Below are 16,339 nucleotides of genomic sequence, written 5' to 3'. Positions count from 1 at the left end.
ACCCAAAGATCAAATGCGTATACATGCTCTGCATCCGTTTCATTTGCTACAAACATCGATGTTAAGGCATAACCGCACCCCAAATCCAGTGTCCTGTTAAAGCAAACGCCTTCAGGTCTTTTGCGAATCAATTCATCAAGCAGCCTAAAGGAATTCGGTCCCATCAAATATTCCTTTGTAAAATACTTCTTGTACATTTCTATACTGTTCATAAACAGCGTCCTCCATAGCACGATATTGGTCTGTTTTTCACTGCTTTTGCATTATGCACATTAATACTTTAGAACGTAATATAAAAAGTTATAAATCCAATCCAGCTTTATGCGCCTGGATATGCTGTAGCTTTCTTGGGATGTTATAAAGCTTCCCATCCTTAATCAGTTTTGCTCCTGTCTGGTGATAATAAAATGAGATTCCGTTCTCTTTACACTGTAACCATACCTTCTCTACCCATTTATAATCGCAGACCCTTGCATTTGCTCCTGACTCTCCACCTACGGAAACCTCCTCGATGAGCGGTCGCCCATCGAAAGTCCTGTATTTTTCGATATATGGACTCAAATCCACCTCAGTCAGCATAGGTTCTATCATCACGGCATGATGGAACAATGGAAGATCCAGATAAACCGGAAGTCTCTTATCCAGCATATCCTGATTCTCACAGGTAATGGCTATCGTAACATGCTCCCATCCGTTCCCCCATCCTGCAGGGAGATGATCTGCAATACGCTCAGGTCTTTTAGTAATCATAAAGAATGTACAATCTGAACGCTCATGCATCATTTCCCAGGCATCTTTTCTCCATCCATCTGCATCGGGATGAAAGAAATCTGAAGAAAAACATGTATAAATGTGTGACCCGCATGGAACCTTATACATGCCCTTATACTGTCCTGACCTTAGTTTTCGTATTGGGAGATTAAAGTTATCTGTCTTATGAAGGACTGTAGGGTCCTTTCCTATGGACTCATCTCTCCGGTAAACATAACAATGTAGGCACCCTGTGCTTGCTCTGGTGCATCCATGCCACAGATTCCAGTTAAGTGCCAGCGGAGGCCGTGGATCATTGTGTTTTTCCTCAAAAAACGATAATTGCTCCATCATGAAAACCATCCAGTTAGATATGAATCACTCCCCACTATCCCAAAGTCACAGCTCAAATGCAAAGATTTTCATCGTAACTATTCCTTCTTTCACTCCGCAGGCCAAACATCGCCTATATTAAGCCCTCTATCTATAAGCCATGCATCCTCTACAGATACAAACTTTGTCTGGCCCTCTTCGTTTTCAAGTGTTACTGAAACCTTTGGCCTTTCTCCGGGTGCGAGCTCCTCGCAGCCAAAGTCCCCATCAAAAAATTGCTTTATCTTCCACATGAGTATTCCTCAAATTCTTCGTTTATCAGATCTTCGCTTGCTGCCATGCCCTGAAGCGTCATGGTAAGCAGCTTATCAAGTTCCCAGCCAAGCTGCTGCGCGCCTCGCTCAATTACTTCTCTGGAGCAGCCTGCGGCAAAGCCCTTGCTCTTGTACTTTTTCTTGAGAGACTTAAGTTCCATATCCTTGGTGCTCTTGGACGGTCTCATGAGCGCCGCTGCCCAGATAAGTCCGGTAAGCTCATCTGCTGCAAAAAGAACTTTCTCCATTTCGTGAATGGGTTCCACATCTATAGTTGTCCCGCATCCAACAGTTATTCCATAGCCATGCGAGCATACAGAGTGAATAATGTCGTCACTGACACCACCTTCTCTTAGGAGTTCAGGAGCTTTCAGGCAGTGCTCTTCTGGATACAGTTCAAAGTCTATATCATGCAAAAGACCTACAATCCCCCAGTACTCTGCTTCATCAGAGTATCCCAGTTCATTTGCATACCACTTCATAACAGCCTCAACTGTCAATGAATGCTGGATATGAAATGGATCCTTGTTATATTTCTTTAAAAGTTCAAATGCCTCATCCCTTGTGATCATACAGTTCCTCCTCACTTCTTTTTCTTTGGAGCCGGAAGTTCATCATACATTGCTTCAAAAAGCTCTTTCAGAAACTCCTTATTATCAACATCATCCACAAGCAGCATCTCTTTTGCTCCTTCATAAGGAAGCTCCAGATCAGCGTCAGGCATCTTGTCTATGGCTGCCTTTACGTTCTTTACAAGGAAGCGGTCATCATAGATACCACCAACGATCTTGCCACGATAATAGATGATGTACTCGCCCATCATTGCCTTATATGTTATTTCATCAAGCCCCGAAAGCTGTTCTAAGATAAAATCCAGATACTCTTTAGTTGATGCCATACTTACCTCTTTCACTCATGTTTCTTAAAATAATAAATAAACTCGTTATCACGTCTTGCTTCTGTATACCCAAGCTTAGAATAAAATGCATTTGTTCTGACATTCCAAATGGGCGTATCCAACGTGAATTCCTTTGCATCTGAAAACATCGCCTCAATTTCCTGCATCATGTAGATTCCATAGCCTTTACGGAAATGCTCTGGACTTACAAATATCCTTCCGACGTTCAGCTTGTCTTTATCAGGAAACAGAATAGCTCCGCCAACAATCAATCCATCATCGGTTAACTTGTACAAATGATTTGATCTGGCCATCTTGGTATGATAAGGCACAGACATATATCCAGGAGGTCCACCTGCTGAAGGTGCTCCGACCTGAACATCGCTGTCAAAAGCTCTTTAAGATATTCCATTTAGTGTCAAAGCATCAGAAGTGCTTGCTTTTACAAATTGTAGACTCATGTTCTTATGCCTCTTACCCTCTACTTAATCATTGCACGCTCTGTGTTTAACTCAAAACCAAATTTTCTATACAAGCCATCTTAAGGAGTCTTTGGATATCTTCCATTTTCATATTCTCTGCGCCATCTATTATTCTGTAATCCATCATCCTTCGTATCTATACCCAGTTTCCAAATAGTATTCTTCAAGAAAATCTTTCATATACTCATGCCTCTTTTGGGCCATCTCCTTAGCTGCATCAGTATTCATTTCTTCTTTTAACAAAAGAAGTTTATCGTAAAAATGCTTTATGGAGTCTGACAAGCCCCTTCCAGCCTTCCCGCCATATGCAAATGTTCTGGCAATCCCTATCGCTCCAATGGCATCAAGTCTGTCTGCATCCTGGACAATCCTTCCCTCCAGTGTTTCGGGCCTTCTGCCTCTGTTATGGCTGAATGACACGGAATTAATAATTTTGCAAATCTGTTCTACCATTTCTGACGGAAGGCCTTTTTGTTCCATAAATGATCTGGCATTTGCATTGTTTTCTGTGCTGAAAAGCTTATAATCATCAGCGTCATGTAATAATGCAGCTAATGAAATTGCAAAACCATCTGCCTCAGGGTATGCTTCCATAAGTATCTGAGCGTTGTAATATACCCTCATGGTATGATCTGCTCCATGCCCATCGGAATTCCCTGCAAACAGCTTATTAACATACTCTATTGCTTCACTGATTATCATGTCACTGCTCATTTAAGTCTCATCCTTCATCAATCTTTCTTAATGTATTACAATAGTTTATCCAACTCACAAAGAAGCTTCTACTCCTTTACATCAAGTAAGTCCTTAGCACGCTTAAGAACAGGTACTTCCCTATTAGCTACCAGTCTGCCTAATCTTGTACTACTGCACTTTTCATATTCTGCAAGTGCTTCATCATAGTGAAGCTTCAGTGTCGAAAGATGAAAATCCTCTATTTCATCCTGTGTCAGGTGTTTATCACCAAAAGATTTAACTCTGCAAAGATAATAATTATTGATGTTATGCCTGTGAATCAGATTGTAATAATCGCTTACTACTCCAATCTTACATATCACTTCAACCTCAGCACCCAGTTCCTCAATAAGTTCTCGTCTGATCGCTGTATCGAGATTCTCACCAGGCTCAACCCCACCTCCAGCTGTCTCTATTAGTGTTGCTTTTCCAAAATCATCATCTCTATTTGCCCTGACAAAATAGAAATTATCATCACCATCCACCACTATTGCCCTGGCTATCATTCTGTCGTGGTCAATTGTTGTAAGTGGCCATTCCTTATCTTCCAAATTCAAATGCAGTTCTTCATCATTCATGCTTCTTGTACCTCTTATATATTCTGGTATAAACAAATGGCAGCACAGGCACGCAGAGGATGCATCCGACTAGCATTACCATTCCTGCCAGTTTCATGCTCGAGAATGCCAAAAACGTACTAAACCACATGAGCAGAGAGAAAACAATCCACATTATGCCGTTAGCTCTGTTATATGCCTTTACATCTCCAATCTCATCTTCACCAACTGTCTGGCCTGACCAGAACCACATAGGTTTCTGTCTTCTCCAGGCAAAGATTCCAAGTCCTGTAAGTATTGCGCTTACAGGAACCATTATTACAAGCCAAATAATCAATGCCCCATACACACTCCTCCATAATCTACAGTTCTTTTTTCATATAACCACATGTAAATGGAAAGAAATCAAATTTCTTTGTCCCCACATGAACGGCTCCGTTATCCTCATACCACTTACGAAGCCGCGTATTCTCTTCTACTATTCCGATATTCATCAGACTACAGCCTTTGCTTCGGGCGATTTTAAAAGAATGCTCCAATAGCTCTTTCCCTATTCCCTTATGTCTGTACTCTGGTAATACAGCAAGATTGTTCAACTCGCACTCATTGTTATCCTGAAGGAGTAACGAGTAATATCCGCACAGTACACCGTCTACCTCAAACACATACATCGGTCTATGCTCGCCATCCATGTGCCAGTATAGTCTCTCATCGGTAGTTGCAAATGCAGTAAACCTCGGAGCATTTTCCTCTGTAAAACCATATTCATCAGCAACAGTCTTAAAACTCTTTTTTATAATATTGGCACATAAAGAGATTTCTTCCCGCTTAACCTCTCTGATCATTCCATTAAGCATCTTGAACATATTGCATCTTCCCCAGGATTCATCTTTATAAGAAAATGCATTTTCTGTAACACTCCGCTCAGTAAATCCAGCCTTCTGATAGCACTTCTTTGCTCTGATGTTTTCGGAAAAGACATTTAGATGAAGTGCTTTCGCTCCTGTTTCTTCAAAAGCATATTGCGATGCCAGCTCAAGCATTTCCTTTGCAACACCTTTTCCACGCAGCAATGAATTGACCACAATAAACTTCAGCATGCCTTCTTTAGTCTCATCATTTAATGAATAGCAAAAGAAACCCACATTATTGCCGTCATCAAGGCTTGCAATAAACGGAGTATCTCCCCACTTCGAGTGCATATCCTCAAGAACCGCTTCAAAGTTTTCTTTCTCAAGAGGATATTCAAAGCGGCCTGCACACCACATAGCGTGTGTCCTTTCATCATCTATCCAGCTTTTAATATTGTCGAAATCCTTAGAAGGTAAATATTCCCTTAGCTTCATATTCCCACCAAAACTCCACTTCAAATACGGTACTCAAACCATTCGTCATCTGTTCTGACAAAACCTACGGACTTAAACATCCGCTGGCTTTGAGTGTTAAAAGAGTAAATGTTAGCTCTAACTTTAGTCATACCTTTTTCTCGGGCAAGTTCAATCATATTCAGTATGCATCTTCTGCCAATGTGACGGTTTTGATACTCCTTACAGACAACTATTGCAAGCTCTGCATTATCCCTAAGAGATACATCCCCCACAAGTCTGCCCTGATACTTTATGTAGTAGCAGTTACCATGGCTACTAAGAAAATCGTACATAGCATGCAGAGTATCAATATCATATACGTGGTCTACATTATCGACCTGCTTGCAAACATCAGGGTCTTGATACCATTTAAAAGATTCCTCATCATTTCTGTAATATGGAATAAGGTCTATATAATCATCGACTTTGCGATTTAGCTTAAGTTCAAAAGTATCCAAGCCATCCTTTTGGCCTTTATATTCAAAGCCATACTTACCTGCGATGTGCTTTGTAGCTTCCTGTTTAGGACTACACTCAATAATTGCATTTTTACCGTCAAGCCTTATTTTCTCTATAAGCATTTCTGTCAGTTTGCCTGCAAATCCCTTACCCCAAGCAGATTTATTCAGAATCCACCCAATTTCATTAGTATCCTGTTCATACTCGTGGTAGATAACATAACCAATGTAGTTACCATTATCATCCTCTGCAGCATAAATTAGAGGCTTTTCTATCAGAGCTGCTTTTTCAAGAAATGCCTTTGTCTTGTCCAATGTGTAAGGCGCTTCTATATATTTCATTACTTCTGAATCCGATAATGTCCCATACAGATTCAAAAGATCCGATTCTGTCATTATTCTGATGTTCATCCCAACTCTTGCTTTACCATTTCAAGCATTCTTTTATCTCTTTTAATCATAATTTCATTGAAATAATCAGCGCTGGAATACGCTTCGTTAGTTGCAATAGCCTCATCTATGTTCACTATTCGCAGCTCAAATCCAGCCTCATCTTCATATACATCCAGGTCCTGTCCGACAACTCTATCCTCGACATCACAGAAGTAGTAATAATTCTCCTGTTCAAAGATTTCGCCATCCTTTAAAGTGCTCTTCTGTCTTCGCAATACACTTCCATATTCCCTGATAGATTCAGGAATTACGACAAGGCCCACTTCTTCCCGAACCTCTCTGATGAGAGCTTCTTTCTTATCTTCGTCATCATGGATTCCTCCGCCCGGAAACTTGTAATACTTCTCTTTCTTGCTGTAAACGAGAGCTATCTTATCATCTTTTATAATGATGGCCCTGGCTGAAGGTCTGCGAAAAACTGTATCTGTTTCTTTATAATCCTTAAGATCAATTTCAAATAACTGTTTCATACTCTTTTTATCACCACTTATATATCCTCACAAAGCGCTATTATTTCCCGCTTTCTGGGCTCTACATTTTCCTTATACTCAACAGAACATAGTCCCAGGCTATTTACTGCTTGAATCTCCAAATGACCATAAAAATGCTCGATACTTTTAATTATTCGCTCACATTCAGGCATGCTTGGCCCAGTCCTCAGGGCTATGGCATAACCTCTTTTCCCTGGCCTAATCGTTGCATGTGGCTCATGGGTATTACACCATGGAGTACATCTGTCTATGAAAGCCTTGTATTGTCCAGGAATATCAGCCCAGTACGATGGAGAAACTGAAACTATCACATCTGCAGCATCAAATTCATCCATGATTACCTGAATATCATCCTCTATCACGCACTTAGCAGTGCTGTGGCACGAACGGCATCCTTTGCAAAAACTGAAGGTATAGTCATCAATACAAATGCTTTTCACATCATATTTCTTGGACAATTCCTGTGAAACAATGCTTACTATTTCCGCTGTAGCTCCGTTTCTGACCGGGCTGCAGTTGATCACTAATGCTTTCATTCATCTCTCCATCTTAACGATACTTGCTCTGTCGTTCTCTACTGCCTTTCGATACTCTATCATTAATTCAATACCTCATAGATATTTATTCACATGTATATCCTGGTCTTTTATATAAATACTGATCATCCGGAACAATGTTTTTATCCCATACTTGTTCTTTCCAGCTTTCCTCCGGAATATCTTTGATTGCAACAGAAATGCTCGTAGTCTTGCATCCAAGTGTCTCAGCGATTACTTCCGCAACTCTTTCCGCGCATTCTTTTTTCTGCTCTTCTGTTCTTCCTGAAAAGCACTTAATTTCAACGTGTGGCATTATCCTTTTCTCCAACTTCATCAACTGGCTTTAGAACATGTTGAAAAAAGAAGTTTCTTTTCCTTCTTCCTTTTTGCAGCACAGAATATTTCCCTGAATAACCGGCTCTGTCCTGTCATAGTAATCAATCTTATAATCTGATAATACCGTTCTTACAGCTGTCAATATTGCCCCGTGAGCTACAATCATTATTTTTTCATCTTCAGCAAAATCATATTTATCCAGCGCTCTTTGAGCTCTTTCACATAGCTCTGAAATTGTTTCCATCTTATATTTGGGATCTTCCAGATTAAGCTCCGGATACCATACTTCACCCTCCAGAAGCCCACAATCTCTTTCTATGAAATCATCGTCAAATACAATTTCATCCTTGAAGCCTGTCTTCTCAGCTATAATCTCAGCGCTTTGCTTTGCCCTGTCCAAAGGACTGGCAATCAATCTGTCAAATCTGACTTTGTCTCTAACCATCTGATCTGCAAGGTCCTTTATTTGCTGAATACCTACATCGTTCATAGGGATATTCATATGCCCTTGCATTCTTTTCTCGTTATTCCAATCTGTCTGTCCATGTCTTACAAGGTAAAAAAGCATTTCTAAACACCTCCAAAAAGCATAGTTCTAATATATCAGAAAAAAGAGCCATCAGACAGCAATTATTCTGTCAAATGGCTCCTTCCCATCAATTTGTAGATTCACAAATCATTTATCTTTTCCCAGCCTGTATGCATCCTCCGGATATCTGCTTCTTTTTGTCATAGATGGAGTGCCACATCCATATCCCAGAATCATCCCTTTATCCTCGAAATTGATATAGCGGACAAGAGTTTTATAGTGCGATACCAGGGCTTCAAAAGTCCAGTCATCCGCATTCCATGCCACTGTAAGAAGTGCTGATTTTAAATGCCTGCTGTTTAAGCTGCTGTTATAAGCACAGAACCTGTCCACTACAGTTTTTAACTGCGCACTCATGCCATAGTAATATAGCGGTGTCGCAAATACCACCATATCTGATGACAGGAGCTTTTCCTTAATATCTTCAACATCATCTTTCTGTACACATGGTCCTTCATAACCACAGGCTACACACCCAATGCAGGGATGTATATTGGCATGGCACACATCTATGACTTCACATGTATGACCTGCCTCCTCTGCTCCTCTATTAAATTCATCCACAAGAATACTTGTTGATCCTTTTCTGTTTGGGCTTCCCATAAGTATAGTTATCTTCATAAAAATCATCCTACCTTCTTATTTGTTGATACCATTAACTTCCAACCACTTCTGAATATCATCCGAGAGTGTAGAGCCACCTGAATAGTGTACCGATAATCCTTTGCCCATGTCTGCATCAGGCGCAAGCTTTGCTATCGCCGTAAGACTCTGTTCCACCCATCTTCGTCAAAATTCTGCCCGGATGTGCTGCCAGATATCATATTGATCACAAGTCCTATGATTATTGCCACCATAATGAATACCACAGGCAATAGCGGATTCTTTTTATCTTCTGTTTTCATCTGAGAGTTTCTGCATAAGACCGCAGCTTCGGTTCCAATAAATCCCCAGAATAAAAGCATTAGGACATTTTCAACAAATACCAATATTCCTGCCTTCTCATAATCAAGGAAAGCAAAGGGAACACGGAAAAAAAGATAATCCGGCATTCCGTTCCTAATGAATAAAAACAATCCAATGCCAGCCACAACACATAATGCTGCAGATATCACCGTCTTCAGTTTGTCTGTAAGGTGTAGCCTTGCAAACATTACCGGAATATGCATTCCAAGATGCAGTCCCATAAGTACAAATGCCCAGTGTGACATGGACAGATGCATCCTTCTGGCAAAGGAAACCTTCGTCATTCCATACAGAAAAGGTACTGCATGACCACTCATGGACATACCACAGAAAGCAGTCATGGCAAAGGATAAAAGAAGGGCTATGTTCACTACTGTCGTTATTATTCTGTATGGATTGTATTTACCTTTGAATAACGCACCGTACCACTTCCTGTTAAGGAGCTGATGGATAATAACGAGCACCGTCATGCCAATTCCAATCCACTCATGCAATGCTTCGCCTGTAACCTGATAAGCCATCAGACATAATAAGAGGACGGTCATACAGACATCCACTATTCTTTTTAACATGATATTTTGTTTTCTCTGCATGTTCCCGTCCTCACTTCCTCACTCTTTCTTTACTGCATGCCATCTATCCAGGATCTGATCTCATCCTCAGATGCTCCTGCGCCAAAACGCTTTCCATCAATCCATGTACCACTTCCTGCATTATCTGCAAGATTCTGACCACTTCTTCCTATTCCACTGCTGCTTGAGGTGCAGAAAGGTATCATTGTAATGCCATCAAAGCTGTAGCTCTCCACAAATGTATCCATGATGCGCGGCTCTTCTCCCCACCAGATAGGGTATCCAATATAGATTGTTGTATATCCATCCAGCGATACTGCATCACTTCCAATCTCAGGTCTTGCCGCTGAATCATTCTGTTCCTTAGTTGAGCGGCTGTTTGAATCGTTCCAGTTTAGATCTGCATCTGTATATTCCTGTGCAGCCTTTATCTCATAGGTATCTGCATCTGTGATTCCTGCAATCTTTTCCGCAACACCCTTTGTGGTTCCGGTTGCTGAGAAATATACTACAAGGACACCACTGTTTTCCTTGGAGCTACCAGTCTCTTCCGAAGAAGTATCATCCGCACTTTCATCATTTGTGTTTGAAGCAGTTTCACTTGTCACGACCTGCTGTGCTTCCTCTTCAGTATTATTCGCAGTTTCTGTTTCCTGTGAACTCTCAGCCTGTATAGTCTGAGCTGTATCACTCGCCGCCTGACCCTCGTTATTCCCACATGCCGTAAGACCAATAGCTAACAAAACAGCTGCAAGTACTGCCATCTTTTTCTTCATTTTGCGTCACCTTTCTATTTCAGTTTGCCATACTTCCTTTGCAAGACGAAATACCGCCCATCCCTTTGGCCATCCTACATACATGGTGGCATGGGTTATGATCGCTGCAATCTCTTCCTTTGTGACTCCGTGAGCCTTCGCATTCTGAAGGTGATATGAAAGCGATGAGTCTGTGATGCCTGATGCCATAAGTGAAACCACTGTAATAATGCATTTGGTCTTAACATCAATCGCTTCCTCATTCCACACTTCACCAAAGAGTACATCATCATTTAAGTGTGCAAACATCGGAGCAAACTCACCAAGCTGATCTCTTCCTGCTGTCTGTACAATTTTCTCGCTCATTGCGTTTTACCTCACTTTCCAATTTTCTGGTCTCCGGTAGACCATACATGTTTCTTTGAAGCATCACTTCTCTTATTCTGTGCCATAACACCTGCAAGCGGATGTGGCACATATGGCTCTTCGAGATACTTCAGTTCATCATCCGTAAGTTCAATGTCCACAGCCTTTGCTGCCCCTTCTATATGATGCAGCTTGGTCGCACCTACCACAGGAGACGTCACCCTGGTAAGGAGCCATGCAAGGGATACTTCTGTCATGGTCACACCGTGTTTCTCGGCAAGTTCTGCCACACGGTTTATTATCACAGCATCCTGATCCGCTGTAGCATCATACTTAAACTTCGCATAGGTATCCTGGGCAGCTCTTTTGGTATCCCCTTCGCCCGCCTTTCTGGAAAGCCTTCCGCTTGCCAATGCGCTATAAGGAGTCAGTGCGATATTCTCTTCTTCACAATAAGGCACCATCTCACGCTCTTCTTCACGGAAGATCAGATTATAATGCCCCTGGATCGAAACAAACTTTGCAAAGTCCTCTTTTTCTGCCAGAGCATTAGCCTTTGCAATCTGCCATGCGAAGCAGTTTGAAATGCCAATATATCTTGCCTTGCCTGCTTTCACGATACGGTTCAGTCCATCCATGATATCGTAAATATCCGTATTCCAGTCCCACATGTGATAGATATACAGATCCACATAGTCCATCCCAAGATTTTGAAGGCTCGTATTTATCATGTTTTCAATATGCTGCTGACCACTAACTCCTTTTTCAATCTCTTCCGGCGTCCTTGGAAGAAATTTAGTCGCAACAACCACATCCTCGCGCTTTGCAAAATCTCTAAGTGCACGTCCTACATACTGCTCACTTGTTCCGCTCTGATAAGCGATTGCAGTGTCATAGAAATTAACTCCCAGTTCAAAACCTCTTTTAATAATTTCTCTGGAATGTTCCTCATCAATCGTCCAGCTATGCTGTCCTTTTTGGGCATCACCAAATCCCATACAGCCCATGCATATACGGGATACATTTAAATCTGAATTTCCAAGCTTTGTATATTTCATTATCTGACTCCTTTCCGTTTAAAGTACTTCATCAAGCCACTTTTTAATCACAGCTTCATCCGAGCGATTGATCTGTGTGCCTTTTTCCCACTTCACATCACCCTTTACATTCTTATGGAGTTCTTCGTCACTTCTTCCTACACCGCTTCCTCCGGATGTGCAGAAAGGAATGACTGTCTTTCCACTGAAATCATAGCTTTCAAGGAAGGTCTCAATGATTCTTGGCGCAACTCCCCACCAGATAGGAAATCCAACAATCACCTTGTTGTAGGAATCCATGTCTGATACTGTCCCTGCAATCTCAGGTCTCGCAGAAGGGTCATTCATCTCAACACTGCTCCTGCTCTGCTTGTTCATCCAGTTAAGGTCATCATCTGTATATATTTCTTTTGGCACTATTTCAAAGAAATCTCCGTCTGCGATACGGGCAATCTCTTCTCCTACTTTTTTAGTTACACCGCTTGCTGAAAAAACAGCCACTAAAGTTTTTCCTGTCATTTTTTGTCCTTTCTTCTTATATAAAACAAGCCTCTGACCATAAAAGGTCAGAGACTTGAAAAATCAGTTCATCTTTCCACAGTTTCCGACCTTTTCTCCGGTAACGAAATACTCATAGGTCGGGAATTCAAACAATACCGGCTTAAAGGTATGATAGTTGATCTTGCCCTGCTCGTTTAAAACTGCTTCATCAGCATAGGTGGCAAGGATCTTGCAGATAAAGTGGTCGAAGTTTTCAAGTTCATAGTTACCATCAACCTCACACTCGATAGAAACCTTGGCTTCATCAATAATAGGTGCTCCGTTTTCGCCCATTGTCCATGCAAAAGCCTCAGACTTATCTTCTTTATTTCCGCTGATTGTTCCCATCTTATCCGCTTTTGAAAGCCATGATTCATCTACCACATTTACTGAAAGCTTTTTATTCTCACGGATTCCCTTATTGATATAGTGTGCCTGTACCAACGATACCATCAGATGACTGTGTGCCACAGTTCCTGCCTGTGCAACAAGAGTCCATGTGGGTTTATCATTTACCATTGCTCCAACCACGATCACAGGACATGGATATAATGCCAGTGTTGCTCCGATATTTTTCTTTGCCATATTATTTCATCTCCTTTTCCCAAAAGCGGATCACATTAAGTTCCAGACTATCAGCTACATTTTCAAGTGAGGATACTTCCTCATCTGTAAGGGTGATATTTGCAGCCTTCACTGCATCAAGCACCTGGTTTTCTTTTGTCACACCGATAATAGGAAGGGTTCCCTTTGCTATTGCCCATGCAACCGGGATCTGAGCCATTCCTACACCATATTTGTCTGCAAGTTTCTTAAGCTCTTCATTAAGGATCTCCAGCTTATCAAGTACAGGATTATAGATCTCTGCCCTTGCAGAGCCTTCCGGCATAGGATGCTTTGTATCATACTTGCCTGACAATGCTCCCTGCTCAAGAACCATGTATGAAAAAAAGGTAATGTCATTTTCTTTACAATAATCCAGGATCCCTGAGTCTTCTGATGATCTGTTGATCAGGCTGTAATGGTTCTGTACCGCTGACAGCTTAAGACCGTGAGCCTTCAGGATCTCATTTGCCTGTTTGATCTCAGAAAGGTTATGGTTAGACACTCCAAGAAGAGGCACATTGTCCTTGCCTTCAAAGTACTTAGCCAGTTCTTCCGTCCACTTTGGTGCACCAGACACATTGTGGATCCAGTAAACATCAAACCTGTCCAGATCCATAAGACCAAGCTGCATCTCTATCATATCCTTCATTGCAGAAGCTGAAGATGCATCTGCACACTGTGGAGTAAACTTATCGGAAATGAAGTAAGACTCCCTTGGCAGCCCTTCAAGAAATCCTGCAAGCACCTTCTCTGATGTTCCCATGCAACAAGAGCGATCTTAGGTAAACTTGCCATTTTAGTTTTCCTCCTTGAAATTAGTGTTTTTATTAGTCTGCCTCGCTTTATAAAAGCTTCAGCAGGCAGTTATTTGTTATCTCAAAAATGGACTGATATACATAGTCCACATTTGCCTGTTTCATGGCTTCCCTCTGTTTATCCGTTACTGCGGTATAAGGATAAATACCAAACATAAAAGGGAAGAATACATATATAAAATCCTGAATCTCCTGCACCGATTTCTCCGGACAGAACTTTGTGATTATCCTGCATACATTTTTCATAGACTCGCCATAAGCTACCTTAAAAGATGTAAGAAGTTCAGGTCTGCTGTTTTCCTCCATATCATAGTTATTCATGGAGAGAAGTTTTAGCAGTTGCTGCCTGTTTGCTATGGATGATGCAAGCTTGTTTGCAAGCTGCTCCTTGGAAAGCTTCTCATTTTCCTGAAGAATAGATTGTAATTCTTCATTCCAGCGAATGTACTCCCTCTCAAAAAGGGCCAAAAATATTTCCTCTTTTGTCTGGTAGTAGTTATATATTGTCGGTCTTGAGAAGGATGTTTCATTCCCGATCTCTTTAAGAGTGATATCTTTAAAGCTCATGGTCTGATACAGCTTCTCGCAGGCACTTATGATTTCTTCTTTTCTTGCTGCGGTTCTTTCCGGTGATCCTTTTGGCATATATCTGTCTCCTGATTTTTTATTCTGACTTCGTGTCAATATGAATTATAATCATTTTCTGACACCGTGTCAATATATTTTAAAAATAAAAAAAGGACGCATAAACATTAGTGCTTATACGCCCTGTGTTATAACATTCATCTTAGAAATATCCGAGCCCGGATATCCATGCATTTACAGATTCCCTTACGCTGTCCTGATCATTCTGTGCATCAGTATTGGGTCTTTCATCCTCTGATTTCCTTAACAACTTTAACAGCTTCTTTTGTCATATCCTCAATCTTATCAAAGGCGCATGATTTAATAAGATCACCTTTGACCATCCAGCTACCACCACAACATGCAATTCTGTCATAAGAAAGATAATCTCTCATGTTCTTTTCATTGATTCCACCTGTTGGCATGAACTTAATGCCTGTGTAAGGTGCTGCCATAGCCTTGATCATTGCAAGACCGCCTGCCTGTTCAGCGGGAAAAAATTTAAGAACCTTGAGGCCTCTTTTTACGCCCTGCGCTGCCTCTGAAGGAGTAGCTACTCCGGGAAGCACTGGATACCCTTTCTCAAGACAGTAATCCACAACCTCAGGATCAAATCCCGGGCTAACAATGAACTTTGCTCCTGCCTCAATGGCCTCATCCACCTGTTTTGTTGATAAAACAGTTCCTGCTCCAACCAGCATATCCGGAAAATTATCTGTCATTATTTTAATTGCATCAGCTGCAGCAGCTGTTCTGAATGTCACTTCAGCACATTTTAAACCACCTTTAACGAGTGCCTCTCCAAGAGGTTTTGCATCCTCCACTCTATCTATAACCACTACCGGAACCACTCCATATTGTGATAGCTCCTCAATAATATTGCTCATTTGATTCTCCCTTTAATATCTTCTTATTAGTAAATTATTCTTAATCCGGTATTATGGCTGTTTACCGATATAAGCCAAAATACCGCCATCAACATAAAGTATATGTCCATTAACAAAATCTGATGCCTTTGATGCAAGGAAAACTGCAGGACCTTTAAGATCATCTGACTCACCCCATCTTTCAGCAGGTGTCTTGGCAATTATGAAACTGTCAAAAGGATGTCTTGAACCATCAGCCTGTCTCTCCCTCAGCGGAGCTGTCTGTTCTGTAGCAATATAGCCCGGGCCGATACCATTGCACTGAATATTGTAGGCACCATACTCCGATGCGATATTCCTGGTAAGCATCTTAAGACCACCCTTTGCTGCCGCATAAGCTGATACAGTCTCTCTTCCAAGTTCTGACATCATTGAGCATATATTTATAATCTTACCGCCACCTCTTTTTATCATGGACGGAATGACAGTCTTAGATACGATAAACGGAGCCGTAAGGTCAACATCGATAACTCTTCTAAAGTCACTTGCTTCCATCTCCGTCATGGGCACACGTCTTATCATTCCTGCATTATTGACGAGGATGTCTACTTCACCCACTTCCTTCACAATTGTTACATGAAGCTTTTTCACGGCTTCCTCATCAGTTACATCACAGACATAACCTTTAACTGAATCGAAAAGCCCATCCTCTTCATAACTCTTAAGTCCTCTGTCCACAGTATCCTGTCTGCTGCAGTTAAAAACAACCTTTGCTCCAGCCTCAATATATGCCTTAGCAATCGCATAACCTATTCCATAGGCAGCACCGGTAACCCATGCCACCTTACCTTTTAATGAAAACATATCTTCGCTCATTTCATTTCTCCTCT

Annotated in this window: 25 protein-coding genes and 2 pseudogenes; all 27 read right to left on the bottom strand. The window is 41.3% G+C overall.

Annotated elements, in window-relative coordinates; all coding sequences use genetic code 11:
* Positions 1–212 (bottom strand): annotated as a pseudogene (locus BMW61_RS18235) (SAM-dependent methyltransferase); the annotation flags it as partial.
* Positions 213–300: 88 nt separating this feature from the next.
* The gene (locus tag BMW61_RS18230; RefSeq protein ID WP_242876807.1) at positions 301–1,104 is read right to left on the bottom strand and encodes a DUF5131 family protein; all 804 of its coding nucleotides are present in this window, start codon (positions 1,102–1,104) and stop codon (positions 301–303) included.
* Between the two features lie 89 nt (positions 1,105–1,193).
* Entirely contained in the window at positions 1,194–1,376 is a 183-nt protein-coding gene (locus tag BMW61_RS18225; protein ID WP_091824925.1) for a hypothetical protein, read from the bottom strand.
* Entirely contained in the window at positions 1,364–1,969 is a 606-nt protein-coding gene (locus tag BMW61_RS18220) for an HD domain-containing protein (RefSeq protein WP_091824923.1), read from the bottom strand. The genes BMW61_RS18225 and BMW61_RS18220 overlap by 13 nt, the downstream gene beginning before the upstream one ends.
* A gap of 11 nt (positions 1,970–1,980) precedes the next feature.
* Complete coding sequence (locus tag BMW61_RS18215; RefSeq protein ID WP_026658887.1) at positions 1,981–2,295, bottom strand: TfoX/Sxy family protein; 315 nt, start codon at positions 2,293–2,295, stop codon at positions 1,981–1,983.
* Between the two features lie 11 nt (positions 2,296–2,306).
* Complete coding sequence (locus BMW61_RS18210) at positions 2,307–2,633, bottom strand: GNAT family N-acetyltransferase (protein ID WP_242876805.1); 327 nt, start codon at positions 2,631–2,633, stop codon at positions 2,307–2,309.
* A 267-nt stretch (positions 2,634–2,900) separates the two neighbouring features.
* Positions 2,901–3,491 carry an HD domain-containing protein gene (locus BMW61_RS18205; RefSeq protein WP_175475289.1) on the bottom strand — a complete coding sequence of 197 codons (591 nt, stop codon included), beginning with the start codon at positions 3,489–3,491 and terminating at the stop codon, positions 2,901–2,903.
* Positions 3,492–3,559: 68 nt separating this feature from the next.
* A complete protein-coding gene (locus BMW61_RS18200; protein WP_091824920.1) occupies positions 3,560–4,090 on the bottom strand; it encodes an NUDIX domain-containing protein in 531 nt (176 codons plus the stop codon).
* A complete protein-coding gene (locus BMW61_RS18195; protein ID WP_175475288.1) occupies positions 4,083–4,418 on the bottom strand; it encodes a hypothetical protein in 336 nt (111 codons plus the stop codon). Before BMW61_RS18195 ends, BMW61_RS18200 begins: the two co-directional genes overlap by 8 nt.
* A 13-nt stretch (positions 4,419–4,431) precedes the next feature.
* Positions 4,432–5,415 (bottom strand): GNAT family N-acetyltransferase, encoded by a 984-nt coding sequence (locus BMW61_RS22620; protein ID WP_242876803.1) that lies wholly within the window; start codon positions 5,413–5,415, stop codon positions 4,432–4,434.
* A 20-nt stretch (positions 5,416–5,435) separates the two neighbouring features.
* Positions 5,436–6,305 carry a GNAT family N-acetyltransferase gene (locus tag BMW61_RS22615; protein WP_242876801.1) on the bottom strand — a complete coding sequence of 290 codons (870 nt, stop codon included), beginning with the start codon at positions 6,303–6,305 and terminating at the stop codon, positions 5,436–5,438.
* Entirely contained in the window at positions 6,302–6,817 is a 516-nt protein-coding gene (locus tag BMW61_RS18175) for an NUDIX hydrolase (protein WP_091824913.1), read from the bottom strand. The genes BMW61_RS22615 and BMW61_RS18175 overlap by 4 nt, the downstream gene beginning before the upstream one ends.
* Before the next feature lie 17 nt (positions 6,818–6,834).
* On the bottom strand, positions 6,835–7,374 hold the full coding sequence (locus BMW61_RS18170; RefSeq protein ID WP_091824910.1) for a flavodoxin family protein: 540 nt from the start codon (positions 7,372–7,374) through the stop codon (positions 6,835–6,837).
* 85 nt (positions 7,375–7,459) lie between these two features.
* Complete coding sequence (locus BMW61_RS18165; RefSeq protein ID WP_022763431.1) at positions 7,460–7,690, bottom strand: tautomerase family protein; 231 nt, start codon at positions 7,688–7,690, stop codon at positions 7,460–7,462.
* A gap of 30 nt (positions 7,691–7,720) precedes the next feature.
* Complete coding sequence (locus tag BMW61_RS18160; protein ID WP_091824907.1) at positions 7,721–8,281, bottom strand: histidine phosphatase family protein; 561 nt, start codon at positions 8,279–8,281, stop codon at positions 7,721–7,723.
* Positions 8,282–8,389: 108 nt separating this feature from the next.
* Positions 8,390–8,923 carry a flavodoxin family protein gene (locus tag BMW61_RS18155; RefSeq protein ID WP_091824928.1) on the bottom strand — a complete coding sequence of 178 codons (534 nt, stop codon included), beginning with the start codon at positions 8,921–8,923 and terminating at the stop codon, positions 8,390–8,392.
* An 18-nt stretch (positions 8,924–8,941) separates the two neighbouring features.
* Positions 8,942–9,082, bottom strand: a complete 141-nt coding sequence (locus BMW61_RS22135) for a hypothetical protein (RefSeq protein WP_175475287.1) — start codon at positions 9,080–9,082, stop codon at positions 8,942–8,944.
* A complete protein-coding gene (locus tag BMW61_RS18150) occupies positions 9,058–9,861 on the bottom strand; it encodes a DUF4405 domain-containing protein (RefSeq protein WP_091824904.1) in 804 nt (267 codons plus the stop codon). The genes BMW61_RS22135 and BMW61_RS18150 overlap by 25 nt, the downstream gene beginning before the upstream one ends.
* A gap of 29 nt (positions 9,862–9,890) precedes the next feature.
* Positions 9,891–10,616, bottom strand: a complete 726-nt coding sequence (locus BMW61_RS18145; protein ID WP_091824901.1) for a flavodoxin — start codon at positions 10,614–10,616, stop codon at positions 9,891–9,893.
* Positions 10,617–10,640: 24 nt separating this feature from the next.
* Positions 10,641–10,961 (bottom strand): annotated as a pseudogene (locus BMW61_RS18140) (carboxymuconolactone decarboxylase family protein); the annotation flags it as partial.
* Positions 10,962–10,972: 11 nt separating this feature from the next.
* Positions 10,973–12,019, bottom strand: a complete 1,047-nt coding sequence (locus BMW61_RS18135) for an aldo/keto reductase (protein WP_091824896.1) — start codon at positions 12,017–12,019, stop codon at positions 10,973–10,975.
* Positions 12,020–12,037: 18 nt separating this feature from the next.
* Positions 12,038–12,517, bottom strand: a complete 480-nt coding sequence (locus BMW61_RS18130; RefSeq protein WP_091824893.1) for a flavodoxin — start codon at positions 12,515–12,517, stop codon at positions 12,038–12,040.
* A gap of 63 nt (positions 12,518–12,580) precedes the next feature.
* Positions 12,581–13,123 (bottom strand): flavin reductase family protein, encoded by a 543-nt coding sequence (locus tag BMW61_RS18125; RefSeq protein ID WP_091824890.1) that lies wholly within the window; start codon positions 13,121–13,123, stop codon positions 12,581–12,583.
* A gap of 1 nt (position 13,124) precedes the next feature.
* Positions 13,125–13,907 (bottom strand): aldo/keto reductase, encoded by a 783-nt coding sequence (locus BMW61_RS18120; RefSeq protein ID WP_091824887.1) that lies wholly within the window; start codon positions 13,905–13,907, stop codon positions 13,125–13,127.
* Between the two features lie 79 nt (positions 13,908–13,986).
* Positions 13,987–14,604, bottom strand: coding sequence for a TetR/AcrR family transcriptional regulator (locus BMW61_RS18115; RefSeq protein WP_022762071.1), 618 nt, complete (start codon positions 14,602–14,604; stop codon positions 13,987–13,989).
* A 227-nt stretch (positions 14,605–14,831) separates the two neighbouring features.
* Entirely contained in the window at positions 14,832–15,470 is a 639-nt protein-coding gene (locus tag BMW61_RS18110) for a bifunctional 4-hydroxy-2-oxoglutarate aldolase/2-dehydro-3-deoxy-phosphogluconate aldolase (protein ID WP_026659151.1), read from the bottom strand.
* 51 nt (positions 15,471–15,521) lie between these two features.
* Positions 15,522–16,325 carry a gluconate 5-dehydrogenase gene (locus BMW61_RS18105; protein WP_091824884.1) on the bottom strand — a complete coding sequence of 268 codons (804 nt, stop codon included), beginning with the start codon at positions 16,323–16,325 and terminating at the stop codon, positions 15,522–15,524.
* Between the last annotated feature and the right edge of the window lie 14 nt (positions 16,326–16,339).

It is taken from the genome of Butyrivibrio sp. ob235, from assembly GCF_900109475.1.
Lineage (GTDB): Bacteria > Bacillota > Clostridia > Lachnospirales > Lachnospiraceae > Butyrivibrio.
This window is presented reverse-complemented; position numbering and strand designations above follow the sequence as displayed.